This window comes from Modestobacter sp. SYSU DS0904, from assembly GCF_054051115.1.
This window is the reverse complement of sequence record NZ_JBJHAQ010000020.1, coordinates 36,475-61,657: the sequence shown is the minus strand read 5'-3', so window position 1 is coordinate 61,657 and position 25,183 is coordinate 36,475. Positions and strand designations below refer to the sequence as shown.

The 25,183-nt window shown below is 74.5% G+C and carries 21 protein-coding genes; 12 read left to right on the top strand and 9 right to left on the bottom strand.

All coding sequences use genetic code 11. The features are described from left to right. The first annotated feature begins 90 nt into the window (after positions 1–90). The gene (locus tag ACI79U_RS13875; RefSeq protein ID WP_457068911.1) at positions 91–1,455 is read left to right on the top strand and encodes an MFS transporter; all 1,365 of its coding nucleotides are present in this window, start codon (positions 91–93) and stop codon (positions 1,453–1,455) included. On the opposite strand, the gene ACI79U_RS13870 is transcribed toward ACI79U_RS13875, so the two are convergent. Next, positions 1,430–2,914 carry a CCA tRNA nucleotidyltransferase gene (locus tag ACI79U_RS13870; protein ID WP_457068909.1) on the bottom strand — a complete coding sequence of 495 codons (1,485 nt, stop codon included), beginning with the start codon at positions 2,912–2,914 and terminating at the stop codon, positions 1,430–1,432. The two genes, ACI79U_RS13875 and ACI79U_RS13870, sit on opposite strands and share 26 nt — an antisense overlap. 57 nt (positions 2,915–2,971) lie before the next feature. Here ACI79U_RS13870 and ACI79U_RS13865 point away from each other — a divergent pair, with 57 nt between their 5' ends. The 10 genes from ACI79U_RS13865 to ACI79U_RS13820 all read left to right on the top strand — a co-directional run bounded on the left by ACI79U_RS13865 (position 2,972) and on the right by ACI79U_RS13820 (position 16,162). Beyond that, entirely contained in the window at positions 2,972–3,448 is a 477-nt protein-coding gene (locus ACI79U_RS13865) for an NUDIX hydrolase (protein WP_153359389.1), read from the top strand. Further along, positions 3,445–5,820, top strand: coding sequence for a DUF6049 family protein (locus ACI79U_RS13860; RefSeq protein ID WP_457068906.1), 2,376 nt, complete (start codon positions 3,445–3,447; stop codon positions 5,818–5,820). Before ACI79U_RS13865 ends, ACI79U_RS13860 begins: the two co-directional genes overlap by 4 nt. Beyond that, positions 5,817–7,925 (top strand): murein biosynthesis integral membrane protein MurJ, encoded by a 2,109-nt coding sequence (murJ, locus tag ACI79U_RS13855; protein WP_457068904.1) that lies wholly within the window; start codon positions 5,817–5,819, stop codon positions 7,923–7,925. The genes ACI79U_RS13860 and murJ overlap by 4 nt, the downstream gene beginning before the upstream one ends. A 51-nt stretch (positions 7,926–7,976) precedes the next feature. After that, complete coding sequence (locus ACI79U_RS13850) at positions 7,977–9,641, top strand: hypothetical protein (protein ID WP_457068902.1); 1,665 nt, start codon at positions 7,977–7,979, stop codon at positions 9,639–9,641. 75 nt (positions 9,642–9,716) lie between these two features. Next, entirely contained in the window at positions 9,717–10,736 is a 1,020-nt protein-coding gene (gene trxB, locus ACI79U_RS13845; RefSeq protein ID WP_457068900.1) for a thioredoxin-disulfide reductase, read from the top strand. Positions 10,737–10,869: 133 nt separating this feature from the next. After that, the gene (trxA, locus tag ACI79U_RS13840; RefSeq protein ID WP_369140189.1) at positions 10,870–11,196 is read left to right on the top strand and encodes a thioredoxin; all 327 of its coding nucleotides are present in this window, start codon (positions 10,870–10,872) and stop codon (positions 11,194–11,196) included. A 266-nt stretch (positions 11,197–11,462) separates the two neighbouring features. Further along, positions 11,463–12,575, top strand: coding sequence for an N-acetylmuramoyl-L-alanine amidase (locus ACI79U_RS13835; RefSeq protein ID WP_457068897.1), 1,113 nt, complete (start codon positions 11,463–11,465; stop codon positions 12,573–12,575). A gap of 75 nt (positions 12,576–12,650) precedes the next feature. Then, a complete protein-coding gene (locus ACI79U_RS13830) occupies positions 12,651–14,051 on the top strand; it encodes an aminotransferase-like domain-containing protein (RefSeq protein WP_457068895.1) in 1,401 nt (466 codons plus the stop codon). Next, positions 14,048–15,043: a D-alanine--D-alanine ligase family protein gene (locus tag ACI79U_RS13825; protein WP_457068893.1), complete on the top strand. Its 996-nt coding sequence runs from the start codon at positions 14,048–14,050 to the stop codon at positions 15,041–15,043. Before ACI79U_RS13830 ends, ACI79U_RS13825 begins: the two co-directional genes overlap by 4 nt. A 120-nt stretch (positions 15,044–15,163) precedes the next feature. After that, positions 15,164–16,162, top strand: a complete 999-nt coding sequence (locus ACI79U_RS13820) for an IS481 family transposase (protein ID WP_457068891.1) — start codon at positions 15,164–15,166, stop codon at positions 16,160–16,162. A gap of 92 nt (positions 16,163–16,254) precedes the next feature. Here the strand turns inward: ACI79U_RS13820 and ACI79U_RS13815 are convergent, their stop codons facing one another. From ACI79U_RS13815 to rpmH, 8 genes are all read right to left on the bottom strand, one after another. Further along, complete coding sequence (locus ACI79U_RS13815) at positions 16,255–17,295, bottom strand: ParB/RepB/Spo0J family partition protein (protein ID WP_457068889.1); 1,041 nt, start codon at positions 17,293–17,295, stop codon at positions 16,255–16,257. A 109-nt stretch (positions 17,296–17,404) separates the two neighbouring features. Then, positions 17,405–18,523, bottom strand: a complete 1,119-nt coding sequence (locus ACI79U_RS13810) for a ParA family protein (RefSeq protein WP_457068887.1) — start codon at positions 18,521–18,523, stop codon at positions 17,405–17,407. 76 nt (positions 18,524–18,599) lie between these two features. Further along, entirely contained in the window at positions 18,600–19,229 is a 630-nt protein-coding gene (gene rsmG / locus ACI79U_RS13805; protein ID WP_457068885.1) for a 16S rRNA (guanine(527)-N(7))-methyltransferase RsmG, read from the bottom strand. Between the two features lie 62 nt (positions 19,230–19,291). After that, positions 19,292–19,969: a Jag family protein gene (locus ACI79U_RS13800; RefSeq protein ID WP_457068883.1), complete on the bottom strand. Its 678-nt coding sequence runs from the start codon at positions 19,967–19,969 to the stop codon at positions 19,292–19,294. A gap of 94 nt (positions 19,970–20,063) precedes the next feature. Then, the gene (yidC, locus tag ACI79U_RS13795) at positions 20,064–21,212 is read right to left on the bottom strand and encodes a membrane protein insertase YidC (protein ID WP_457068881.1); all 1,149 of its coding nucleotides are present in this window, start codon (positions 21,210–21,212) and stop codon (positions 20,064–20,066) included. Next, positions 21,205–21,606 (bottom strand): membrane protein insertion efficiency factor YidD, encoded by a 402-nt coding sequence (yidD, locus tag ACI79U_RS13790; protein WP_457068879.1) that lies wholly within the window; start codon positions 21,604–21,606, stop codon positions 21,205–21,207. Before yidD ends, yidC begins: the two co-directional genes overlap by 8 nt. Further along, positions 21,603–21,980 (bottom strand): ribonuclease P protein component, encoded by a 378-nt coding sequence (rnpA, locus tag ACI79U_RS13785; RefSeq protein WP_457068877.1) that lies wholly within the window; start codon positions 21,978–21,980, stop codon positions 21,603–21,605. The genes yidD and rnpA overlap by 4 nt, the downstream gene beginning before the upstream one ends. A 1-nt stretch (position 21,981) precedes the next feature. Further along, entirely contained in the window at positions 21,982–22,119 is a 138-nt protein-coding gene (rpmH, locus tag ACI79U_RS13780) for a 50S ribosomal protein L34 (protein ID WP_056296149.1), read from the bottom strand. A 732-nt stretch (positions 22,120–22,851) separates the two neighbouring features. Between rpmH and dnaA the strand changes: the two genes are divergently transcribed. After that, positions 22,852–24,708, top strand: coding sequence for a chromosomal replication initiator protein DnaA (dnaA, locus tag ACI79U_RS13775; protein WP_457068874.1), 1,857 nt, complete (start codon positions 22,852–22,854; stop codon positions 24,706–24,708). Positions 24,709–25,183: the final 475 nt, after the last annotated feature.

The window sequence follows — 25,183 nt, the reverse complement described above, 5'->3', positions numbered from 1 at the left end:
TCCAGTGTGCATCAGCCGAGGACCTGAGGGGTGGGCTGCCGCCGCGCCGGGCGACGTACCGTGGGTGACGTGGGAGAGGGCGCCGGGACCGTGCGTACCCTGCTCCGCCGTCGCGACTTCCGCCGGCTGCTGCTGACCCGGCTGTCCGGGCAGTTCGGTGACGGGGTGTTCCAGGCCGCACTGGCCGGCACCGTGCTGTTCAACCCCTCGCGCGCGGCCGACCCGGTCGACGTCGCGGCCGGGTTCGCCGTCCTGCTGCTGCCGTACTCCCTGGTCGCGCCGTTCGCCGGCGTCTGGCTGGACCGCTGGAGCCGGCGGCAGGTGCTGCTGCTGGCGAACGGCGTGCGGGCCGCGCTGGTGGCCGTGGTGGCCGGGCTGATCCTCGCCGGGGTGACCGGGCCGGCCTTCTACGCCGCGGGCCTGCTGGTCGTCTCGGTCAACCGGTTCGTGCTGTCCGCGCTGTCCGCCGGGCTGCCGCACACCGCCGACGAGGACTCGCTGGTGTCGGCCAACGCGCTGTCGACGACCTCCGGTGCGGTCGCCGGGGTGCTCGGCGGGGGGTCCGCCATCGTGGCCAGCGCCCTGGTCGGCGCAGGCGACGGTTCCTACGCGCTGCTCGCCGCCTTCGCCGCGCTGCCCTACCTGGTCGCCTCCGCGGTGGCTGCCGGCTTCGCCCGCGGGCACCTCGGCCCCGACCACGACACCGCGACCGACCGCGCCGCCGCGCGGGACGTGCTGCACGGGATGGTCGCCGGCGCCCGGCACGTGCTCGCCCACCCGCCGGCGACCGCGGTGCTGGCCGTGATGGCGGTGCACCGGCTCCTCTACGGCCTGCTCACGCTGGTCGTCCTGCTGCTGTACCGCAACACCTTCACCGAGGGCAGCGCGCTGTTCCCCGGTGGGCTGGCGGGGCTGGGCCAGGTGCTGGCGCTCGGCGCGGTGGGCACGCTGCTCGCCGCGGTGGTGACGCCGGTCGCGGTGCGGCGGATGGGCAAGGCGCGCTGGATCACCCTGATGCTCACCGTCGGCGGCGCCGGGCAGCTGCTGCTCGGCGGGCTGTTCATGCCCGCGACGACGGTGGCCGCGGTCTTCACCCTGGGCTTCGTCGCCCAGGCGGTGAAGATCTGCGTCGACACCACCCTGCAGGAGTCGATCGACGACGACTTCCGCGGCCGGGTGTTCTCCGTCTACGACACCCTGTTCAACGTCACCTTCGTGGTGTCCCTGCTGGTCGGTGCGTTCCTGCTGCCCGCCTCGGGGATGAGCTGGGCGGCCCTGGCCGGGGTCGGGGTCGGGTACCTGCTCACCGCGGCCGCGTTCGCCCGCTGGTGCGCCGTCCGTCGGCGCTGCTTCTCCGGCGGCCCGCACCCGGAGGAGCCGGCCGCCGGTGCCCGCCGCCGGCCCGAGCTCGGTCGGGATCCCCACCCGGCTACGAGCGGGAACGCCACCAGCTGAGCAGCTCGGCCTCGGCGTCGGCGGGGTCCAGCGGGCCGCGCTCCAGGCGCAGCTCCTTGAGGAACCGCCAGGCCAGGCCGACCTCCGGGCCGGGCTCGATGCCCAGCAACGCCATGATGCGGTTGCCGTCGAGGTCGGGCCGGATCCGGGAGAGGTTCTCCTGCTCGGCCAACTCCGCGATCCGGGCCTCGAGCGAGTCGTAGGTCGCCGACAGGGCGGCCGCCCGCCGCCGGTTGCGCGTGGTGCAGTCCGAGCGGACCAGCTTGTGCAGCCGGGGGAGCAGGTCACCGGCGTCGGTGACGTACCGCCGGACGGCGGAGTCGGTCCACTCGCCGCGGCCGTAGCCGTGGAAGCGCAGGTGCAGGAACGTGAGCCGGGAGACCGCCTCGATGACGTCCTTCGGGTACTTGAGCGCGGTCAGCCGCTTGCGCACCAGCTTGGCGCCGACCACCTCGTGGTGGTGGAACGAGACCCGGCCACCGGGCTCGTGCCGTCGGGTGGCCGGCTTGCCGATGTCGTGCAGCAGCGCGGCCAGGCGCAGCACCAGGTCGGGGCCGTCCACCGCCGGGTCGGCCTTCTCCAGCGCGATCGCCTGGTCCAGCACGGTGAGGGAGTGGACGTAGACGTCCTTGTGCTGGTGGTGCTCGTCGATCTCCATCCGCAGCGCGGCGAGCTCGGGCAGCACGACGTCGGCCAGGCCGGTGGAGACGAACAGGTCCAGCGCCGCCGCCGGGGAGTCGTTGAGCAGCGTGCGCGACAGCTCGTGCTGCACCCGCTCGGCGGTGATCCGGCCCAGCTCCTGGTGCATCTCGGTCATCGCGCCGACGACCTCGTCATCGGGGGTCAGCCCGAGCTGGGCGACGAAGCGCACCGCGCGCAGCATCCGCAGCGGGTCGTCGGCGAAGGAGTCCGCCGCCGCACCCGGCGTGCGCAACCGGCGGGCCAGCAGGTCGCCCAGCCCGCCGAAGGGGTCGGTGACCGTGCGGTCGGGGCCGAGGGAGACGGCCATCGCGTTCACGGTGAAGTCCCGCCGGGCGAGGTCGTCGACCAGCGACGTCCCCCAGGCGACCTCGGGGTTGCGGGACTCCCGGTCGTACCGGTCGGCCCGGAAGGTGGTGATCTCCACCCGCTGTCCCCGGATCTCGGCCCCCACCGTGCCGAAGGCGATCCCGGCGTTCCACGTGGAACCGGCCCAGCCCCGGAGCAGCTCGAGGGTCTGCTCCGGACGGGCATCGGTGGTGACGTCGAGGTCGCCGGGCGGGACCGGATCCGCCGACCCGGCGGCGAGCAGCGCGTCGCGCACCGACCCGCCGACCAGGTGCGCGGAGAAGCCGGCCGCGGTGAACCGGCGGCCCAGCTCGGCCAGCACCGGGGTGACGTCGACCAGCGCGCGCACGGTCTCCTGGACCGCCGGGGGCACGGGCTCGCTCGGACGACGGGGTGGGGGCTGCGCGGACACGACGGTCGAGGGTAGTGCCGACCGGGCGGGGAGCACCGCGCGCGCTACCCTCCTGACATGGCTGGGACGGGCGGGCGGCAGCGTCCCGGCCGCCGGCTGCGCCGGGTCGACGAGACCTCGGCCGGGGGTCTGGTGGTCGCCGACGACGACGTCACCGGCCCACGCGCGGCCCTGATCGGCCGCACCGACCGCCGCGGTCGCCTGCTCTGGTCGCTGCCCAAGGGGCACATCGAGGAGGGCGAGACGCCGGCCGACACCGCCGTCCGCGAGGTCGCCGAGGAGACCGGCATCATCGGCGAGGTGGTCGCCCCGCTGGGCATCATCGACTTCTGGTTCGTCGCCGACGGGCGGCGGGTGCACAAGACCGTGCACCACTTCCTGCTGCGGGCCGTGGGCGGCGCGCTGTCCGACGCCGACGTCGAGGTCACCGAGGTCGCCTGGGTGCCGCTGACCGAGCTGCGGAGCCGGCTGGCCTACGCCGACGAGCGGGCGCTCGTCGAGCGGGCCCCGGGCCTGCTGGCCGACAGCGCGTGAACCGGCGGGCCGCCGGCCGCGCCGACGGCCACCGCTCCCCCCGGGCTCCCCGCCCCCTCCGGCGCATCGGCGCCCGGGCCGGCGTGCTCACCGGGTTGCTCGGGGTGGTGGGCGGTCTGCTCGCGCCGGCCGCGACCGCCGCGCCGGTGGAGGAACCGGCCACCGACCGGCCGGTCGTGGTCGACGTCGACCGGATCGAGCCCCGGACGGTCGTGCCCGGCTCCGCCGTCCAGGTGAGCGGGGTGCTGGAGAACACCAGTGACGAGACCTGGTCGGACCTGACCGTGCGGCTGCAGCGCGGTGAGGTGCTCACCAGCCGCGCCGAGCTGTCCGACGCCGCCGACGACCCGGACGACGTCACCAACGTGGTCGTCCCGTTCCAGCCGGTGGACGGGGAGCTGGCGCCGGGGGGCTCGCTGCCGTTCTCCTACCTGACCTCCGCCGAGGAGCTCCGGCTGGACGCCGACGGCGTCTACCGGGTGCTGGTGAACGTCAACGGCACCAACGAGGACGGCCTCACCGAGCGGGTCGGGGACCTCTCGACCTGGCTGGTCGCCCAGCCGGCGGAGCCGGTCACCCGCACGACCGTCGCCTGGCTCTGGCCGCTCACCGACCGCCCCCACCGGGGCCCCGGCGGCGCCTTCACCGACGACGGGCTCGCCGATCAGGTCGCCCCGGGAGGCCGCCTGGACCGGGCGCTCGCCACCATCGAGCAGCTCCCGCGCGTGCCGGCCGCGGCCCCCGGCGACAGCGCGCCGGCGGTGCCGGTCACCCTCGCCGTCGACCCGGCCCTGCTGGAGGAGCTCGCGACGATGGCCGCCGGCGACTACACGGTCGACCCGCCGGACGCCGAGCCACGCGCCGGCACCGGCAGCGCCGCCGCCGCTGACGTGCTGGCGCGGCTGCGCCGGCTCGCCGCCGACCACCCCGTGATCGCCCTGCCCTACGCCGACGTCGACGCCCAGTCGCTGGTGGCGGCCGGCCGGCCGGCCGCGGTGGTCCGCACCCTGCCGGGCACCCCCGCGGGCACCGCCCGGCAGCCGCTGGACGACGGGGCGGGTGACCTCACCGGCGGCGCGGCGACCGCCCCGACCGGCGCGACCGGCGCCCCGGCCGACGACGCGGCCCCGGCGGGCACCGGTGCCGGCGCCGCCATCGTCCGCGAGGTGCTCGACGTGGCCCCGCGCACCGACCTCGCCTGGCCGGTCGACGGCGCCGCCGGCCCGGACACCCTGGCCGTGCTCCGGCAGGGCGGAGCCGGCACCGTCGTGCTCGCCGACGGGGCGCTCACCGAGGGCGGCCGGGCCACCGGCGCCGTCGGCCGGGCCGCCTCGGCCACCGCGTCCGCCACCACGGCGGAGGGCCCGCTGCCGGTGCTGGTCGCCGACGGCGCGCTGGCCGACCTGGTGGCCGGGGCCGCGACCGACCCCGAGCCGGCCGGGGGCCGGCTGGCCGAGCAGCGCTTCCTCGCCGAGCTCGGGGCCCTCACCACCCAGCTGCGCGGCGCCGGCGGCCAGAGCGTCCTGGTCGTCCCGCCCCGCCGGGTCGACCCCGACCCGGCCACGGTCACGGCGATGATGACCGACACCGCGGCGCTGCCCTGGCTGGCCGCGGGCTCGGTGACGTCCCTCGCGGCCGGCCCGTCGGTCGACGTCGGTGAGCCCGTCGCGGGCACCGACGGCGAGCGGCTGGCCCCGGCCGGCGTCGCCGAGCTCGCCCGGGCCGTGACCGTCCGCGACGACATCGCCGCCGCCGTCTCCGGTGAGCCGGCGACCGCGCTGGCCGGCTACGACGCCGCGATCGCCCGCGCCGGCTCCGCGGCCTGGCGCGAGGACCCCGAGGCGTTCGTCCGCAACGCCTCCCGGGTGCGCGAGGCCATCCTGCGGCTGCAGCACGAGGTCACCCTGCTCTCGCCGGCCGAGGGCACCTACAGCCTCGCCTCCAGCAACGCGCCGCTGGTGCTCACCGTGCAGAACGACCTGCCCTTCGCCGTCGCCGTGCGGCTGGAGCTGCGCGCCCGGGGCAACGTCGGCCTGACCACCGACGACATCGGGGTGCAGGTCCTCGAGCCGCTCTCCCGCACCACCCTGGAGGTGCCGGCGGAGGTGCAGCAGTCCGGCGGGTTCCAGGTGACCGCCCAGCTGACCACCCCCAGCGGCGCACCGCTGGGCGAAGCCGTCCGGATGCAGGTGAAGAGCACCGCCTACGGGCCGGTGACCCTGGCGATCACGGTGGGCGCGGCGGCGCTGCTGGCGCTGCTCTTCCTGCGCCGCCTGGTGCGCTTCCTGCTGGCCCGGCGCCGCGGACCGGCCGAGGACGCCCCCGGCACAGGTGACCCGGCCGCCCCGGCGCCGGCCCGGAGCCCGGTGTGACCGGCCGGAACCCCGCCGACACCCCGCAGCAGGACCAGCAACCGGACGCCGCCCGTCCGCCGCTGCCGCCACCGCCCTACCGCCACGTGCCCACGCCGCCCTCGACCGCCGGGGCGTCCGACGGCATGGCCGACGGCGCCCGCCCGCCGCTGCCCGCGGTGCCGCCGCGGAAGCTGCCCCCGCCTCCGGGTGCCCGCCCCACGCCGGCCGGCCACCTGCCACCGGTGCCACCGCCGGCCCCGCCGCGGCGGCGCACCGATCAGGTCACCGGGCGCGTCACCGGACACGCCCAGGAGCAGGTGACCGAGGTCGTCCCGTTGCGGCGCACCGTGCTGCCCCCGGTGCCGCCGCCCCGGGTCCGCCGATTCGTCCCCGGCCCCGACGACACGCAGCTGATCCCGGCCTTCCCGGCGATGCGCCCCCTCGACGAGACCGACGAGGAGAGCGAGGGCCGCGAAGGTGCGCCCGGCGGCAGCAGCAGCATCCTGCGCGCCGCGGGCACCATGGCCGTGGCCACCCTGGTCAGCCGACTCACCGGGCTGCTGCGCACCGTGGTCATCGCCGCGGCGCTCGGCGTCGGCCTGGTCAACGACGCCTACAACACCGCGAACACCCTGCCCAACCTCGTCTACGAGCTGCTGCTCGGCGGGGTGCTGACCTCGGTGATCGTGCCGCTGCTGGTGCAGGCCCAGGAGCGGGACCGCGACGGCGGCACCCGGTACGCCCAGCGCCTGATCACCATGGCGACCGTCGGGCTGCTCGGGATGACCGTCGTCGCGGTGCTCGCCGCCCCGCTGCTGACCCGGCTGTCGGGGATCTCCGGCAACGAGGCACAGGTGGAGCTGGCCAACTGGCTGGCCCGGCTGCTGCTGGTGGAGATCGTGTTCTACGGGCTCGGGGCGCTGGCCACCGCGGTGCTGAACTCGCGCAACGTCTTCGGTCCACCCGCGTGGGCGCCGGTGCTGAACAACGTGGTCGTCATCCTCACCGGCGTCCTGTTCATCGCCGCCAGCGGCCCGGGTGACCTGACCCCGGCCACCATCACCGACCTGCAGGTGTGGCTGCTGGGCATCGGCACGACGGCCGGCATCGCCCTGCAGGCCGCCGTGCTGCTGCCGCTGCTGCGCAAGGTCGGCGTGCCGCTGCGCCCGCAGTTCGGCCTGCGCGGCACCGGGCTGGCCGAGGTCGGCTCGCTGGGCCTGTGGGTGGTCGCCTACGCCGCGATCAGCCAGGTCGGCGTCATCGTGGCGATCCGGGTGGCCAACGCCGCCGGGCGCACCGAGGACGGTCTGGGCTCCGCGGCGTTCGCCATCGCCAGCCTGCTGTTCCAGATGCCCTACGGGATCATCGGCGTGGCCCTGCTCACCGCGCTGCTGCCCCGGATGAGCCGCGCGGCCGCCCGGCACGACCTGGACGGCGTGGTGGCCGACCTGACGCTGGGCACCCGGCTGTCGGCGACCGGCCTGCTGCCGGTCACCGCGCTGCTGGTGGTGCTGGGCCCCGCGGTCGCCACTGTGGTCTTCAGCTACGGCAACACCGGCACCGACGAGGCGCGGGCCATCGGCGTCGCCCTCGCCTACGGCGCGTTCGGCCTGCTCCCCATGGCGATCACCCTGCTGCAGCTGCGGGTCTTCTACGCCATGAAGGACGCCCGCACCCCCACCTTCATCCAGCTCGCCATGGTCGCCGTCCGGGTCCCGCTGCTGCTGCTGGTGCCGGTGCTGGTCGAGCCGGAGAACGTGGTGGCCGGGCTGATGGTCGCCACCAGCGCCACCTACCTCGCCGGCTGGGTGGCCGGCAGCGTCGCGCTGCAGCGCAAGCTCGGTGTCCGGGCCGGCCGCGAGGCGGGGGTCACGGTGGCCCGGATGACCCTGGTCTCCGTCGTCGGCGGCGCCCTGGGCTGGGCCGTCGTCTCCCTCGCCGGACGGGGCCTCGGGACGTCGGTGCCGGGCTCGCTCGCGACCGTCGCGCTCGGTACCGTGGTCATCGGCATCGCGGTCGTCGCGGGTGCCGTGGTGGTCGGCGTCCCCGAGCTCAGGGAGGCGTGGGCCGGCGTCCGAGCCCGGCTCGGCAGACCACGGCGGTCCGGCCGGCCGGATGCCTGACCGGGGACGCCGTCCCCGGCGGGGGAGTTGTCCAGGGGGTCGGCACCGTCCGTGACGTCGACGATCACCGGTCTGCCCGACCGCTACCGCCCACTGGACCAGGTCGCCCCCGACGAGCAGACGCCCACCGGCGTCATCCGCTCCTGGCGCGCCCGTGACCGGGTGCTCAACCGCGACGTCGCGCTGCGCGTGCACAGCCCCGGCGGCCCGGCCGCCCGCGAGTGGATCACCCGGGCGCTGACCGCCGGCGGGCTGGCCACCCCGGCCCTGGCGATGGTCTACGACGCCGCCGAGGGCTCCGGGGGCACCGAGCCCGGCGGCGCCGCGTACGTGGTCAACGAGTGGATCGACGGCGTCCGGCTGGCCGACCGGCTGGCCACCGACGGCCCGCTGCCCGAGCGGGAGGCCCGCGCGGTCGTCCGCCGCCTGGCCGAGGGGGTCGCCGAGGCGCACCGGGTCGGCCTGGCCGTCGGCGGGCTGACCGCCGAGCACGTGGTGCTGCGCCCCGGCGGCCTGGTGGGCCTGCTCTCGGTACCCGCGGCGACCGGGTCGGTGCGCGGTGACATCGCCGCCCTGGGCGCGCTGCTCGAGCTGTGCCTGACCGGCCGCAGCTCCGACCCGAGCGGCGACCGGCCCGCGCCGATCGCCGCCCCCGACCTCGCCGCGCTGGTGCGGCGCGCCCGCTCGACGGACGCCGGCACCGGGCTGTCCAGCGCGGCGGCGATGGCCGCGCTGCTGGCCGACCGCGGCCGGACCAACACCGGCCCGCAGGAGGCCGCCCGCCCCGACGTCGGCAGCGACAGCGGGTGGATGCGCCGGCTGCGCGACCGCCGCGACCTGGCGGAGTCCGAGGCCCGGGACGGGGCCAGGGCCGGGGACCGGGACGACACCGGGGACCGGGACGACCGGGCTCCGGTCCGGATGGCCCCCGCCGGTCTGCCTCCGGTGCCCGGCGCCCGGCCGGCCCGCCCGCTGGGTGCCACCGCCGCCCCGGCGCAGGACGACGCGGAGGAGGAGCTGGACTGGCCCGACTCCCTCCCCGACGACGACGCCCGGGACGAGGCGCCGGCGGCCCGCCGCCGGCTGGCCATGGTCGGCCTGCCCCTGCTCGCGCTGGCGCTGGTCGTGGCGATCGGCTGGTGGTTCGGCTCGAACGTGCTCTCCGTCGCCGGCAACGTCGACACCGGGGGGTCGACGAGCCCGGTGCCCAGTGCGCCGGCCGCTGCCGACCCGGGCGCCGAGCAGGAGGAGCCGGCCCCCGAGCCCGGCGCCGCCCTGCCGATCACCGACGCCGCCGTCTTCGACCCGTTCGGCGACGGGGAGCCGGAGAACGACGACGACGTCCCGCTGACCACCGACGGCGACCCGAGTACCGCGTGGTCCACGCTGACCTACCGCGGCACCGCCGACTTCGGCAACCTCAAGCCCGGCGTCGGCGTCGTCCACGACCTGGGCAGCGAGCAGCCCATCGCCGCCGTCCAGCTGGTCACCACCACCCCCGGTGCCACGGTGGAGATCCGCACCGGCGGCACGCCGCAGGGCGACCTGGACTCCTTCGACGTCGCCGCCACCGCGCAGCTCACCGGCGAGGACCAGCTCACCCTCGAGGCGCCGGTCAGCACCCGGTACGTGCTGGTCTGGATCACCTCGCTGGTGCCCGCCGGCGAGGGCTTCGCCGCCGACCTGGCCGAGGTCACCGTCTCCGCCGCAGCCTGAGATCGGCCACAACGGCTTTTCCGTCTCATGGGTGCAGGCCTTGGACCATGGAATGGCGGCCCTAGGCTGTCCGTTGTGAGCCCTGTGACGAGTGACCAGCCCACCCCCGGCCCGGCCGTCTCCACGGACCCGGCCCACCCCGCCATCCCCCCGGCGGAGCACGACGGGGTCCGCGACCTGATCATCATCGGGTCCGGCCCGGCCGGGTACACCGCCGCCACCTACGCGGCCCGGGCGAACCTGCACCCGCTGGTGTTCGAGGGGTCGCAGTTCGGCGGCGCCCTGATGACCACCACCGAGGTGGAGAACTACCCCGGGTTCCCGGAGGGCATCCAGGGCCCCCAGCTGATGGACGACATGCGCACCCAGGCCGAGCGCTTCGGCGCCGAGCTGAAGCCTGCCGACGTCACCGAGGTCGACCTCACCGTCGACCCGAAGATCGTCAAGGTCGGCGACGAGGTGCACCGCGCGCACGCGGTGATCGTGGCCACCGGGTCGAAGTACCGCTACCTGGGCCTGGACAACGAGCAGCGGCTGCTCGGCCGCGGCGTCTCGGCCTGTGCCACCTGCGACGGGTTCTTCTTCCGCGACCAGGACATCATCGTGGTCGGCGGCGGCGACTCCGCGATGGAGGAGGCCACCTTCCTCACCCGCTTCGCCAAGTCGGTCACCGTGGTGCACCGCCGCACCGAGCTGCGCGCCTCGAAGATCATGCAGAAGCGCGCCCAGGACAACGAGAAGATCCGCTGGGCGCTGGGCAAGCAGGTCACCGACGTGCACGGCGAGAACGCCGTCTCCGCGGTCGAGCTCACCGACGTGGAGACCGGGGCCACCGAGCAGGTGCCGGTCTCCGGCCTGTTCGTGGCGATCGGCCACGACCCGCGCACCGAGCTCTTCGCCGGCCAGCTCAAGCTGGACGACGAGGGCTACATCGTCGCCGAGCACCCGACCACCAAGACGAACATCGACGGCGTCTTCGCCTGCGGTGACGTCGTGGACCACATCTACCGGCAGGCCATCACCTCGGCCGGCACCGGCGCGAAGGCGGCCATCGACGCCGAGCGCTGGCTCGCCGACACCTTCGACGAGCGCTGACAAAGGACCCCCTCGCCCCCCACGCCTCGCAGGCTAGGCGCGGGCCCCTGCGAGGGGGCCGTAGCCGGGCATAGAAGCGCCGGGCGATCGGTTGACCCCAGCAGACACCCGAGCGACCACAGGGAGCAGCACCATGGCAGGCAACACCGTGACCGTCACCGACGCCAGCTTCGCCAGCGACGTCCTGGGCAGCGACAAGCCCGTGCTGGTCGACTTCTGGGCCGAGTGGTGCGGACCGTGCAAGATGGTCGCCCCGGTGCTCGAGGAGATCGCCGCCGAGCACGCCGACAAGCTGACGATCGCCAAGCTCAACATCGACGAGAACCCGCAGATCGCGCGTGACTACCAGGTCATGTCGATCCCCACGATGACCGTCTTCCAGGGCGGCAAGCCGGTGAAGAGCATCATCGGCGCCAAGCCCAAGGGCGCCATCCTGTCGGACCTGTCCGACTACCTCTGACGAACGCCCCGCCCGGTCCCGCCGCGCACGACGCCGCGGCGGGACCTGCAGGCGGGCCGAAGCCCGCCCGTCCGATCTGGACGGGCGGGCTTCGTCGTTCCCGACCCCGCTCCGACCGGTCACCCGTTCGGTGGCTCTGCGTCACCGGTTCGCGGTCCCCGGTCCACCCGGTGCGCGCGCCGCAGAGCGACACCAGCGACAATCGACGGTGCTCGCCACACACCCGGCGACCGGCCTTCCCCGCGAACAGGAGTGACGACCCCCGCATGGACGTCCTGCGAGCCGGCAGCTCCGGCCCCGCCGTGGCCGAGGTGCAGGCGGTGCTCGGCACGCTCGACCTGCTGGCCACCGAGCCGGCCTCCGGGGAGTACGACGACGTCACGGAACTGGCGGTACGGCACTTCCAGCAGGTCCGCGGCCTGTCCGTCGACGGGCGGGTCGGCGAGGAGACCTACCGCGCGCTGACCGAGGCGCGCTGGTCCCTGGGTGACCGGCTCCTCCGGCACGACCCCGAGCACCCCGCCCGTGGCGACGACGTGCGCCGCCTGCAGGAACTGCTGCTCGAGCTCGGGTACGACGCGGGCCGGGCCGACGGCATCCTCGGCGCGGACACCGAGACGGGGCTGCGGTCCTTCCAGCGCGACTACGGGCTCACCGCTGACGGCACCTGCGGACCGGCCACCCTGCGTGCCCTCCGGCAGCTGGGCCGCCGGGTCACCGGCGGCCGGCCGCAGCTGCTGCGGCAGAGCGCCTCGCTGGTCGAGTCCGGGCCGCACCTGATCGGCCGCGTCATCGTCATCGACCCCGGCCACGGCGGTGCAGACCCCGGCTTCACCGCCGGGGAGACCACCGAGGCCGACCTGGTGTTCGACCTGGCCTCCCGGATCGAGGGGCGGCTGGCCGCGGCCGGCGCGACGGTCTACCTGACCCACGGCCGCACCGGCGACCCCACCGCCGCCGAGCGGACCGCCTTCGCCAACGACGCCCGCGCCGACCTGTTCCTCTCCCTGCACATGGAGGCGCACGGCTCCGCGCACGCCCGCGGTGTCGCCAGCTACTACTACGGCACCGGCTCGGGGGCCAGCTCCACCGTGGGCGAGCAGTTCGCGAACCTGGTGCGCCGGGAGGTCATCGCCCGCACCGGGATGCTCGACTGCGGCTCGCACCCCAAGACCTGGGACATCCTGCGGATGACCCGGATGCCCGCCGTCCGGGTCGACTGCGGCTACCTGTCCCACCCGGTCGACCGGTTGCTGCTGCTCGACGCCCGGCTGCGCAGCACCGTGGCCCAGGCCGTCGTCGCCGCCGTCCAGCGGCTGTTCCTGCCCGCCGAGGCGGACCCGCCGACCGGCACCTTCCTGTTGCCCGCCCGCGGCTGACGACGGAGGACCCCGCTGCCCCCGCTGCAGCAGGGCCGTGCCAGCCCGTCACCGCACGGGCATACACTGCGACGGGTGACCCCTCCCGTGCCCGGATCCGGTCAGGCCGGGGCGCCCTCCACCGGCGGGCCCCCGCACGTCCACCCCCGCCACCCGCGGCTGGACCCCCTGGCAGACCGGTACGCAGCACGCACCCACGGGATGAAGAGCTCGGAGATCCGGGCGCTGTTCTCCGTGGTCAGCCGCCCGGAGGTCATCTCGCTGGCCGGTGGCATGCCCGCGGTGAGCGCCCTCCCGCTGGACGCCGTCGGTTCGATGATCGGCGAGCTGGTCTCGGGCATGGGCGCGCAGACGCTGCAGTACGGCTCCGGGCAGGGCGACCCGCGGCTGCGCGAGCGGATCTGCGACGTCATGGCCCTGGAGGGGATCACCGACGCCTCGGCCAGCGAGGTCGTGGTCACCGTCGGCTCGCAGCAGGGCCTGGACCTGGTCACCCGGGTCTTCATCGACCCGGGCGACGTCATCATCGCCGAGGCGCCCTCCTACGTCGGCGCGCTCGGGGTGTTCCAGGCCGCCCAGGCCCAGGTGCGCCACGTCGCGATGGACGACGACGGGCTGATCCCGGAGGCGCTGGAGCAGGCGCTGCTGGAGTGCCGGGCCCGCGGTGACCGGGTCAAGTTCCTCTACACGGTGCCCAACTTCCACAACCCGGCCGGCGTCACGCTCTCCGAGCCCCGGCGCGAGGCGATCATCGCCATCGCCGATCAGTACGACCTGCTGGTCATCGAGGACAACCCCTACGGCCTGCTGGGCTTCGAGCGGGAGCCGATGCGCGCGTTGCGGGCCCGCAACGACGAGCGGGTCATCTACCTCGGGTCGTTCTCCAAGACCTTCTCGCCCGGTCTGCGCGTGGGCTGGGTGCTGGCCCCGCTGGCGGTGCGCGAGAAGCTGGTGCTGGCCACCGAGGCGCAGGTGCTCTGCCCGCCGTCGCTGACCCAGTACGCCGTCGCCCGCTACCTGGACACCCAGCCGTGGCGCGAGCAGATCAAGGTCTTCACCGAGCTCTACCGCGAGCGCCGTGACGCGACCCTGGAGTCGCTGACCGCCCTGATGCCGCCGGGCACGACCTGGACCCGCCCCGAGGGCGGTTTCTACGTGTGGCTGAAGCTGCCGCACGGCCTGGACGCCAAGCTGATGCAACCGCGCGCGGTCGGCGCGCACGTCGCGTACGTGCCGGGCATCGGCTTCTACGCCGACGGGCAGGGCCGGGAGTACATGCGGCTGTCCTACTGCTACCCCGAGCCCGACCAGATCCGGGAGGGCGTGCGCCGCCTGGCCCGGGTGATCGAGGCCGAGCTGGACCTGCACTCGACCTTCGACGCCGTCGACACCGGCACCTTCCGCGCGGTGCGGCCCGGCGCACCCCCTGTCATCGGTCCGTCCAACAGCGACCAGAGTGGAGACCGCCAGCCATGACCGAGCCGGCCGCCGCACCGGTGGAGGCCACCGGCGCCGACCCGCACCCCCTGCGTGCCCTGGTGCTCGCGGGCGGGTTGACCTTCGAGCGCGAGGTCAGCCTCTCCTCCGGCAGCCAGGTCGTGGAGGCCCTGACCCGCGCCGGCGTGGACGCCGAGATGCACGACGCCGACGCCGAGCTGCTGCCCGGCCTCGCCGCGTCGCCGGCCGACGCGGTCTTCATCGCGCTGCACGGTGCCACCGGGGAGGACGGTGCCCTGCGTGCCGTGCTGGACCTGGCCGGGGTGCCCTACGTCGGCTCGCCGGCGGCGGCGTGCCGGCTCGCCTGGGACAAGCCCGCCGCCAAGTCCGTGGTGGGGTCGGCCGGCGTGGCGACCCCGGACTGGGTGGCCCTGCCGCACAGCACCTTCCGCGAGCTCGGCGCCGGCGCGGTGCTCGACCTCATCGTGGCCCGTCTGGGCCTGCCGCTGATGGTCAAGCCCGCCACCGGTGGCTCGTCGCTGGGCGTGCAGAAGGTCAGCCGGGTGGAGGACCTGCCGGCGGCGATGGTCAGCTGCTTCGCCTACGGCGACACGGTGATGGTCGAGCGGTTCGTCGATGGGGTCGAGCTGGCGCTGTCCGTCGTCGACCTGGGTGACGGCCCGCAGGCCCTGCCGGCGGTGGAGATCGCCCCGGAGTCGGGCGTCTTCGACTACACCTCGCGCTACACCCCCGGCCTCACCGAGTACCACGCGCCGGCTCGGGTCGACGACGCCGTCGCCGCCCGGGCGGCCGAGGTGGCGCTGCAGGTGCACCGGGTGCTCGGGCTGGCCGACCTGTCCCGCACCGACGCGATCGTCACGCCCGACGGCGAGGTCCACTTCCTCGAGGTGAACGTCTCGCCGGGCCTGACCGAGACCTCGATGTTCCCGATGGCCCTCGAGGCCGCCGGGTACCGGCTGGGCGACGTGCTGGGCCGCCTGCTCGCCCGCCGCGCCGGCACCGGCCACTAGCTGTACTGCCCGGACAGGTTGGTGCAGTGCTGCGATGAGCAGCTGATCTTGATGTGAGGAGGGACCTCCGGGTTGGGTGTGGGAGCCGCCAAGCACCCGCTCCGACCCAGGAGGTCCCTCGTGGTCCACCGTAATGCGCCGCTGACCGAGACCGGTCGTCTTCGACTGGCCCGCTGCATCGTTGATGACGGCTGGCCGATTGCCCGCGCTGCTGAGCGGTTCCAGGTGTCTCGGCCGACGGCGACCCGCTGGTCGACCCGCTACCGGGAGGCCGGGGCTGCCGGAATGGTCGACCGGTCCAGCCGGCCTACGCGCTCGCTGCGGCGGACCCCGCAGCCGGTGGTGCGCAAGATCGTGCATCTGCGGTGGAAGCAGCGGTTGGGCCCGGTCGCGATCGCCGGGAAGGTCGGCCTGGCGCCCTCGACGGTGCACCGGGTGCTGACCAGCTGCCGCATCAACCGGCTCTGGCACGTCGACCGGGTCACCGGGGAACCGATCCGCCGCTACGAGATGACCCACCCCGGCGAGCTGGTCCACGTCGACATCAAGAAGCTGGGCAACATTCCCGACGGCGGTGGCTGGCGGGCGCACGGCCACGACCAGGGCAAGCGGAACAGCCAAGCTCAACGAGACACCGCACGGCCGCGTACGGTCCACGGCCGCCCGAACTTGGGCTACTGCTACGTCCACTCGGCCGTGGATGCCTACAGCCGGCTGGCCTACTCCGAGCCTCTCGACGACGAGACCGCTGCCACCGCACTGGCCTTCTGGGCCCGGGCCCGGGCGTTCTTCGCCGGCCACGACATCGTCGTCGAGCGGGTGCTCACCGACAACGGCAGCGCCTACAGGAGCCACGCCTGGCGCGAAGAACACGCAGCCCTCGGCATCAAGCACTCCCGCACCCGGGTTCGCCGGCCGCAGACCAACGGCAAGGTCGAACGGCTCAACCGGACGCTGCTGGAGGAGTGGGCCTACCGGCGGCTCTACACCTCCGAGACCAACCGCCGAGCAGCCCTCTCAGGCTGGCTGCACCACTACAACCACCACCGGCCGCACACCGCCCTGGGCAACCTCCCACCGATCACCCGGTGCACCAACGTCTCCGGGCAGTACAACTAGCCGAGGGGGCCCCGCTGCCCCCACGGCGCGCACGCTCGCCGCGGCCCCGGCAGCGGGGCCCCCTCAATTGCGCTGTGACACAACCAGCCTGGTCAGTCCTGGTTGCTGCGCCCGGTGATGTCCGGCGCCATCATGCCGACGATCCGCTGCAGGTCGTCGACGGAGCCGAACTCGACGACGATGCGCCCCTTGGCCCGGCCGATCTGCACCTTCACCTTGGTCTCGAACACGTCGGACAGCCGACCCGCGAGGTCCTCGACGCCGGGTGCGCTGATCTTGCGCTGTGACCGCCGGGCGGCGGTGGGGTTCTCGGCGACCGCCAGCGCGACCGCCTCCTCGGTGGCCCGAACGGACATGCCCTCGGCGACGATCCGGGTGGCGAGCGCGTCCTGCGCCTCGGCCTCCGGCAACCCGAGCAGCGCCCGGGCGTGGCCGGCGGAGATGACCCCCGCGGCGACCCGGGTCTGCACCTTCACCGGCAGCTTGAGCAACCGGATGGTGTTGGTGACCTGCGAGCGGCTGCGGCCGATCCGGGACGCCAGCTCCTCGTGGGTGGCGCCGAACTCCTCCAGCAGCTGCTGGTAGGCGGCCGCCTCCTCCAGCGGGTTGAGCTGCACCCGGTGGATGTTCTCCAGCAGGGCGTCGCGCAGCATCGCGTCGTCGGTGGTGTCCCGGACGATCGCCGGCACCGTCTCCAGCCCGGCCGCGCGGGCGGCGCGCAGCCGGCGCTCGCCCATGATGAGCTCGTACCGGCCAGCACCGGCCTCGCGCACGACGATCGGCTGGAGCAGCCCGAACTCGCGGACGGAGTGGGTGAGCTCCTCCAGCGCCTCGTCGTCGAAGACCTGGCGCGGCTGCTTGGGGTTGGGGACGACGTCGCCGACCGGAACCTCGCGCATCTGGGCACCGGGTACGCCGCCCACCGGCTCGGCGAGCGTGGCGGCGTCCCGGGCGGCAGCGCGCTCCATCAGCGAGGTGGGCGGGGGAGGCGTCGCCTGATCGGGGACCCCGACACCTGACGCCTCGGCCTCGGCCGCCTCCGCGGCGCGGGCCGCGGGGGTCGCCGTGGGCGCCGGGGCGCTGGTGGGGATCAGGGCCGCGAGGCCCCGGCCGAGTCCGCCGCGCTTGGTCACTGGTTCTCCTCGCTGCTGCCCGGCCGCCGGTGCGGCGCGGGGGTGGAACAACCGATGCCGGAGCGACGCCGCGGCGGCGCCCAGCTGGGGCTGGTGGGGTGGACGGTGCTCATGTGGCATGCCGTCCCCCCGCAGCAGGGCGGGCGACCGGCTCGCCGAGCACCAGGGCGGCGACCGCGGGTGGCGGCGGGGGAGGGGACGGGACCGGCCGGACCGCGGGCCGCACGGCCGGCTGGGCCGCCGTCCGGGGCTGCGGAGACGGCTGGGCGGCCGGCGGCGACTGGGCCGGGGCGAGCCGCGCGCCACGGGCGGCGAGCTCGCGCGCGGCCTCCACGTAGCTCGTCGAGCCGCGCGACCCCGGGTCGTAGGTGAGCACCGACTGCCCGTACCCGGGCGCCTCGCTCACCCGGACGTTGCGGGGGATGACGGCGGTGAGCACCAGCTCCCCGAAGTGGTTGCGCACCTCGTCAGCCACCTGGTCGGCGAGCTTGGTGCGACCGTCGTACATGGTGAGCAGGATGGTGCTCACCGAGATCCCCGGGTTGAGGTGGGCGCGCACCAGGTCGATGTTGGAGAGCAGCTGGCCCAGCCCCTCCAGCGCGTAGTACTCGCACTGGATGGGGATGAGCACCTCGTCCCCGGCCACCAGGGCGTTGAGGGTGAGCAGGCCCAGCGACGGCGGGCAGTCGATCAGCACGTAGTGCGGCCGCTCCTCCGCGGGGAGCCCGTCGAGGTAGGCCTCGATCGAGCGCCGCAGCCGGTGCTCACGGGCGACCACGGAGACCAGCTCGATCTCCGCCCCGGCCAGGTCGATGGTCGCCGGGACGCAGAGCAGGTTCGGGCTGGCCGTCGTCGGGTGGGTCACCTCGGCCAGGGTGGCGTCGCTGACCAGCGCGTCGTAGATCGAGGGGGTGCCGACGCTGTGCTCGACCCCGAGGGCGGTGCTCGTGTTCCCCTGCGGGTCGAGGTCGATCACCAGGGTCTTCAGCCCGTACATCGCCAGCGCGACGCCCAGGTTGACCGTCGAGGTGGTCTTCCCGACGCCGCCCTTCTGGTTGGCGATGGTGATCACCCGGATCCGCCCCGGTCGGGGGAACGGGTCCTGGTCGGCCGCGTGCAGCACGCGGGTGGCCCGCATCGCCTCGGCGGCGATCGGGCTGTCGAACTCGGCACCGACTGCCTGGTCGGCGGCGAGGCTGGTGCGCAGCCGCTCGCCCGGGTCCGTCATCGGTGCGTCCTCCTCACGGACTGCGTTCCACGTGGAACGACGAGGTCGTGTTCCACGTGGAACGCGGTTGAGCTGCTCAGCGCGGTGGGCGGGGAACGCCGGCCCGCGTCATCAGCACCACGGTAGTGGCTGCGGCACCGAGCCCGACACCGACGGCCCGCGTGGAGATGTCCCGCATCCCCGCGGCCTCCAGTTCGGGGACCAGGGCAGGCACCTCCGCCGCGGCGCGCGTGCCCACCAGCGCGATCAGCTGGGCGCCGGGCCGCAGCAGGCCACGACACCAGCCGACCAGCCGGGGCAGCGGCGCGACCGCCCGGGCGGTGACGACGTCGACCGGCCCCACGGCGCGGACGACGGCCCGCTCCTCCGCGCGTCCGCGGACCACCTGCCAGGGGCGGTCCAGCTCGGCGACCACCTCGGCGAGGAACTCCACCCGCCGGGCCATCGGCTCGACCAGCGCCAGCTGGAGGTCCGGCCGGGCCAACCCCAGGGGCACCCCGGGCAGCCCGGCGCCACTGCCGACGTCGACCACCCGGGACCCCTCCGGGACGACCTCCGCCAGCGCGACGCTGTTGAGCACGTGCCGGTCCCAGAGCCGCTCGACCTCCCGGGGTCCGATCAGCCCCCGGGTCACCCCGTCACCAGCCAGCTTGGCCACGTATGCGGCGGCCGCGTCGAGCGCGGGACCGAAGACCTGCTCGGCCACCGGCGGAGGTGGCGGAACCGGTCGGTCTCGGTTCTCGGGCTCGCCGGCCGGGTCGACCGTGCTCACGCGTCGGGCAGGACCACGACGCGGCGGTTCGGCTCCTCGCCCTCCGACTCGCTGCGCACCCCGGCGGCCGCGGCGACGACGTCGTGCACCACCTTGCGCTCGAACGGGTTCATCGGGTCGAGGCGCTCGGGCTGCCGGCTCTGCGCGACCCGCTCCGCCGCCGCGCTCGCCAGGCTGGTCAGGTCGGCACGCCGCTTGGCGCGGAAGCCGCCCACGTCCAGCATCAGCCGGCTGCGCACGCCGGTGGACTGGGCCACGGCCAGCCGGGTCAGCTCCTGCAGCGCCTCCAGCGTGGCGCCGTCCGGGCCGATCAGGGTCTTGAGCTGCCCACCGACCACGGCGACCGAGGCGCGGTCACCTTCGACGTCGAGGTCGATGTCGCCGTCCACGTCGAGGATGTCGAGCAGTCGCTCCAGGTAGTCGCCGGCGACGTCACCCTCGCGGACCAGCAGGCTGTCGGCGTCGTCGTCCTCGTCCTCGTCCTCGTCCTCGTCCTCGGCGTCGTCGTCGGAGCTCTCGTCGTCGTCGACCGTGTCGACCGGCTCGACGACGGCGTCCGCCGACGCGGGGTCGGCGTCGGGCAGGGCGGGATCACCGCTGCCCCCGAGCTGGGGGAGCACTGCGTCCGAGGTGGCCTCGGCGGTCGCGGCGGTGTCGCTGTCGGGTGCAGTCACGTTCGGTCCTCCGGTGTCGTGCAGGCGGCCGGGCGTACCCGGTGGTCGAGGGGACGGGCACCGCGCGGACCGCAGCCCGGGTGCGCCGTCGGCATCAGCGTCGCTTGCGCTTGCCGCGGTTGGCCGGGCCGCTGCCGCGGCCCCCACCGGAGGCCGGGCGGGGCCGGTTGCCGCCGGCGGGGCGACCGTTGCCGTTGCTCCCGGCCGCCGAGCTGCCGGTGCTCCCGTCGGCACCCGGGGTGCCGGGACCGGTGCCGTTGCCGTTGCCCGAGGCCGGCGGCGTCTGCGGCGCCTTGCCGTCACGGCTGCCGTCCCGGTTGCTGTCCCCGTCCACCGTGGTGTCCGGTGCGGCGGTGGCCGGGCGACCCGGCTTGGGGCGGACCGGCTTGGCACCCGGCTTGGGGGCCAGCGCCTTCGGGTCGACCTTCGGCTTGTCGGCGGCGGCCTTCGCCAGCGCGGCCGGCGACCCGGGCGGGGGGAGCTTCTTGAGGATGTAGAACTGCTGCCCCATGGTCCACAGGTTGTTGGTGAACCAGTAGAGGAGCACGCCGACCGGGAAGAAGAAGCCGGTCACGAAGAGGCTGATGGGCATGCCGTAGAGCAGCAGCTTCTGGATCATCGCGGCCTGACCCTCGACCGGGCCCGAGCGCTTCATGATCTGCTTCTGGGTGAAGAAGGTCGTCAGGCACATGACGACGATCAGCACGAACGCGACGATCCGGATGCTCGTGTAGGTGACGCCCTCGAGGCCGAGGATCAGCTGCTCCTTCTCCCCCGTCATGTTGAACGAGGAGGAGATCGGCGCGCCGAAGAGGTCCGCCCGCGCGGCCTGGTCGGTGAGTTCGTCGTCCCAGCTGTACAGACCCGGCTTGTCCGGGGCGAGCCGGCGCAGCACGTGGAACAGTGAGATGAAGACCGGGATCTGCGGCAGGATCGGCAGGCAGCTGGCCAGCGGGTTGACCCCGCGCTCCTTCTGCAGCGCCATCATCGCCTGGCTGAAGCCCTGCTTGTCACTGCCGTACTGCTTCCGCAGCTTCTGGATCTCCGGCTGGATCTCCTGCATCGCGCGCTGCGACTTCACCTGCTTCACGAACAGGCGGAACAGCAGCAGCCGGATGGTGATGACCAGGAAGACGATCGACAGCGCCCAGGTGATGCCGCCCGCCGGGGGCAGGAAGGTGGAGAACAGCGCGTGCCACTGCTTCATCACCCACGCGATCGCGGTGTACAGCCAGTCAAGCAACGCCAGCCTCCTGCTGCGCAGACCGGCGCGGAGCCGGCGGGGGTGCACTGTCGGGTCGGCGCGCCTCGGCGATGCCTGGGGCCTCGGGCTCCAGGGACTGCTCGGACGACTGCACCGCAGTGCACGACGAGTGGGTGGTCTCTGCGGTTCCGCCCTGCTGCGATCCGGCGCGCTCGGGGACGAAGTCGGCCCCGCCGGGGTGCCAGGAGGCGCAGCGGGCCAGCCGGCGCAGCGCCAGCCAGGTGCCGCGCCCGGCGCCGTGCACCTCGAGGGCCTCGACCGCGTAGGCGCTGCAGCTGGGGTGGAAGCGGCAGCGCGGCGGGAACACCGGGCTGATCGCCCGCTGGTAGAAGCGGACCGCGGCCAGCAGCGCCCGGGCGGGGGAGCCGCTCATCTCGAGCGCACCTCGAGCAGCCGGTCCAGGCCCTTGTCCAGGTCGCGGCCGAGCGCGGTGGAGTCGGCTCCGGCCGCCTCCGGCCGGGCGCGCACCACGAGGTCGGCGGTCGCCGGCAGGCGGTCCAGCCGCTCGGCGACCAGGTGCCGCAGCTGGCGGGTCACCCGGTGCCGGCAGACCGAGTTGCCGACGGTCTTGCCGACCACGAAACCGGCCCGTGGCCCGGAGTCCGGGGCAGCGGGGCCCCCGACCCGGGCGACGGGCCGTTCGGAGAGGTAGTGCAGCACCAGGGTCGGGCGGCCGGCACGCCGGCCGGACCGCATGACCACGGTGAACTCCGGCCGCCGGCGCAGGCGTGCCTGCGCGGGCAGCACCTCAGGCGGAGAGCTTGTCGCGACCCTTGCGGCGACGGCCGGCGAGGATCGCGCGACCGGCCCGGGTGCGCATCCGCAGCCGGAAGCCGTGGGTCTTGGACCGGCGGCGGTTGTTCGGCTGGAACGTGCGCTTGCTCACGAGGTACTCCCACTGCTGACGGCGTCGATGCGTGCGGACCGGGTGGGCCGCGCACGCGCGAGCTGGGCGGACCGCCTCGTCCCGACGGGACCCGGCGACCGGCACCCCACACTCGCGGGCTGGTGTGCTGCTGGTGATGCTCCTGCTGTGCTGCCTCCGTGACCGGCGACCGTCACCCGCCCAGCGCATCCCGGGGTGGATGACCCACCTCGAGCTGACTGCGGCCAGGACGGACGTCGCCCACGGACTCCGACCAGCATAGCCGAGAGCCCGGAGGGTCTGCGGCGCTGGCCCGACCCGTCATGGTGCACCGGTGATCGGGAGAGCGGGGACGGACACGCCGCCGCGGAGCCGGTCCGCTGCCCCGGGTCCGGGTCGCCGTCGTTGCCCGGCTGTGGACGGGGCTGTTAGCGTCGCCGTCGCTCCGCGTTGGACGACTGGGTCCCGGGTCGACCACCCCGCCCTGCCGGCCAGCCGCTCGCCAGCTCTCCCCGGGACCCCTCGTCCGGGCGCCGACCAGCGAGGACGCCGCGTCCGACCGCAGGCCCCGGCTGGCTGCCGGACCACGCGTCGCCGGGCGTGCACAGACTGTGGACACTCATGTGGAACGCCACCGTCCCACGTCCACACCTGGGGACCGTGCGGGGGACCAGACCGGCACCTCGAGCACGGACGGACCTGTGGACGACGGGTGCGGAGCGAGGACCGAAGGAACGGGAAGGGACACAGACGATGGCCGACTCTCCGGTCGACCTGGCCACGGTCTGGGACCAGATCCGCGAGCGGCTCTCCGGCAGCCTGTCCCCCCAGCAGAAGGCCATGCTCGAACTGACCCGCCCGCTGGGTCTGGTCGAGGACACCGCCGTGCTGGCCGCGCCGAACGAGTTCACCCAGACCGTCCTCGAGTCGCGGATGCGGATGCAGCTGGCCGAGGCGCTCTCCGCCGAGTTCGGCCGGCCGATCCGCGTCGCGGTGCAGCTCGAGGACATGCCGGCCGAGCCGGAGCCCGCCGCACCGGCACGCCGGGCCGACGAGGCCGGCGACCGCCGCTGGACCCCCGCCGACCGGGAGCGCACCGGCGCGGTGGGCCAGTCCCCGGACTGGTCGGCCGACGAGCGCGTCGCCCAGGACCGGCTGGCCCAGGACCGCATCGACCACGACCGGGCCTCCCAGGAGCTCGCCGCCCGCGAGCGCGCCGCGCACGACCGGGCCGCCGAGGACCGGGCCGACCGCGACCGGGTCGACGACGGGCGCAGCGCCTTCGGGGTCCGCGCCGACGCCGCCCGCGCCGAGGCCTGGCTGCCGGAGTCCGGCGACGGGCGCGACTGGTCCCGTGGCCAGGCGGCGCCGGAGGGCCCGGGGGAGTGGCCGGCCGGCGACAGCGGCCCCGGCGTCGGCGTCCAGACCCGGCTGGCCCCGTGGGACCGGGAGTCCGCCGGCCCCGGCGACCCGTCGACCGGTCGCGGACCCGACGACGACCGCCGTCCGGCCGAGCGCACGGGGCGCGGCCAGGGCGCCGTCCCGCTGTTCGCCGAGCGGCGTCCGGCCGGGCTGGACCCGGGCCTGAACGCCAAGTACGTCTTCGACAGCTTCGTCATCGGCAACAGCAACCGGTTCGCCCACGCGGCCGCCGTCGCGGTCGCCGAGGCGCCGGCCAGGGCCTACAACCCGCTGTTCATCTACGGCGACTCCGGGCTGGGCAAGACCCACCTGCTGCACGCCATCGGCCACTACGCGGCACGGATGTTCCCCAACGTCCGGGTGCGGTACGTGAGCACCGAGGAGTTCACCAACGAGTTCATCAACCTGGTGCACTCCGGCCGGGCCGAGGACTTCCGCCGTCGCTACCGGGACATCGACTTCCTGCTGATCGACGACATCCAGTTCCTGGAGCGCGCCGAGCGCACCCAGGAGGAGTTCTTCCACACCTTCAACACGCTGCACAACGCCAGCAAGCAGATCGTCATCACCTCCGACCGCGCGCCGAAGAAGCTCACGACGCTGGAGGACCGGCTGCGCACCCGGTTCGAGTGGGGGCTCATCACCGACGTCCAGGCGCCGGACCTGGAGACCCGCATCGCGATCCTGCGGAAGAAGGCGTGGGGTGAGCGGCTGCAGGCCCCCGACGCGGTGCTGGAGTTCATCGCCAGCAAGGTGCAGACCAACATCCGCGAGCTCGAGGGCGCGCTGATCCGGGTCACCGCCTTCGCCAGCCTGAACAAGCAGCCGGTCGACCTGGCGCTGGCCGAGCTGGTGCTCAAGGACCTGATCAGCGACGAGCAGGGCCCGCAGATCACCGCGGCGATCATCATGGCCGCGACCGCGGAGTACTTCAGCGTGACGATGGAGGAGCTGCAGGGGGCCAACCGCAGCCGCACGCTGGTCAACGCCCGGCAGATCGCCATGTACCTGTGCCGCGAGCTCACCGAGCTGTCCCTGCCGCGGATCGGCGCCTCCTTCGGCGGCAAGGACCACACCACGGTCATGCACGCGGTCAAGAAGATCACCGGCCTGATGAGCGAGCGCCGGGCCACCTACACGCAGGTCACCGAGCTCACCGCACGGATCAAGAGCCGCGCCCGGCAGTAGTCGGACGACCCGGCCCCGGACCAGGCACCCCGACCGGTCCGGGGCACGGTGCTGCTCCCGGTGGCCGCCCCGCGACGGTGTGCATGTGCACCGACCACCCCCGTTTGTCGCCTTGTCCCCAGATCTGTGCACAGGCTGGGGACTTCCGTTCCCCAGCACTCCACCGCAGGTGGAGGGGCCGATGGGCGGACGCCACCGGCGCCGGGGAACCGTCCCGGCGGGCCCGGTCCGGTCGTCGTCCCCGTCCTGTCCACAAGTCGTCAACCGGGAACGGTGGACGGCGGGGTGCCCAGCAGCGGTCCGGGCACGGCCTGGGGACGACCCTGCGGGTGGACCGGGGACACGGGGTGGACCGGGGACGGCGACGGTGCACAACGGTCGAGTTGTCCACGTGTCGACACAGGACGGGGGTCGCCGGCCCACAGCGGGCCAACAGGGCCACTTCCGGGCTGACGTGCACGAACAGGCCGAGTCC

Excerpts from the sequence above, each read along its gene's own strand:
- dnaA (WP_457068874.1), top strand. The coding sequence starts at position 22,852 with ATGGCCGACTCTCCGGTCGACCTGGCCACGGTCTGGGACCAGATCCGC.
- trxA (WP_369140189.1), top strand. The coding sequence starts at position 10,870 with ATGGCAGGCAACACCGTGACCGTCACCGACGCCAGCTTCGCCAGCGAC.
- ACI79U_RS13835 (WP_457068897.1), top strand. The coding sequence starts at position 11,463 with ATGGACGTCCTGCGAGCCGGCAGCTCCGGCCCCGCCGTGGCCGAGGTG.
- yidD (WP_457068879.1), bottom strand. The coding sequence starts at position 21,606 with ATGAGCGGCTCCCCCGCCCGGGCGCTGCTGGCCGCGGTCCGCTTCTAC.
- ACI79U_RS13810 (WP_457068887.1), bottom strand. The coding sequence starts at position 18,523 with ATGACGGACCCGGGCGAGCGGCTGCGCACCAGCCTCGCCGCCGACCAG.
- ACI79U_RS13825 (WP_457068893.1), top strand. The coding sequence starts at position 14,048 with ATGACCGAGCCGGCCGCCGCACCGGTGGAGGCCACCGGCGCCGACCCG.
- ACI79U_RS13865 (WP_153359389.1), top strand. The coding sequence starts at position 2,972 with ATGGCTGGGACGGGCGGGCGGCAGCGTCCCGGCCGCCGGCTGCGCCGG.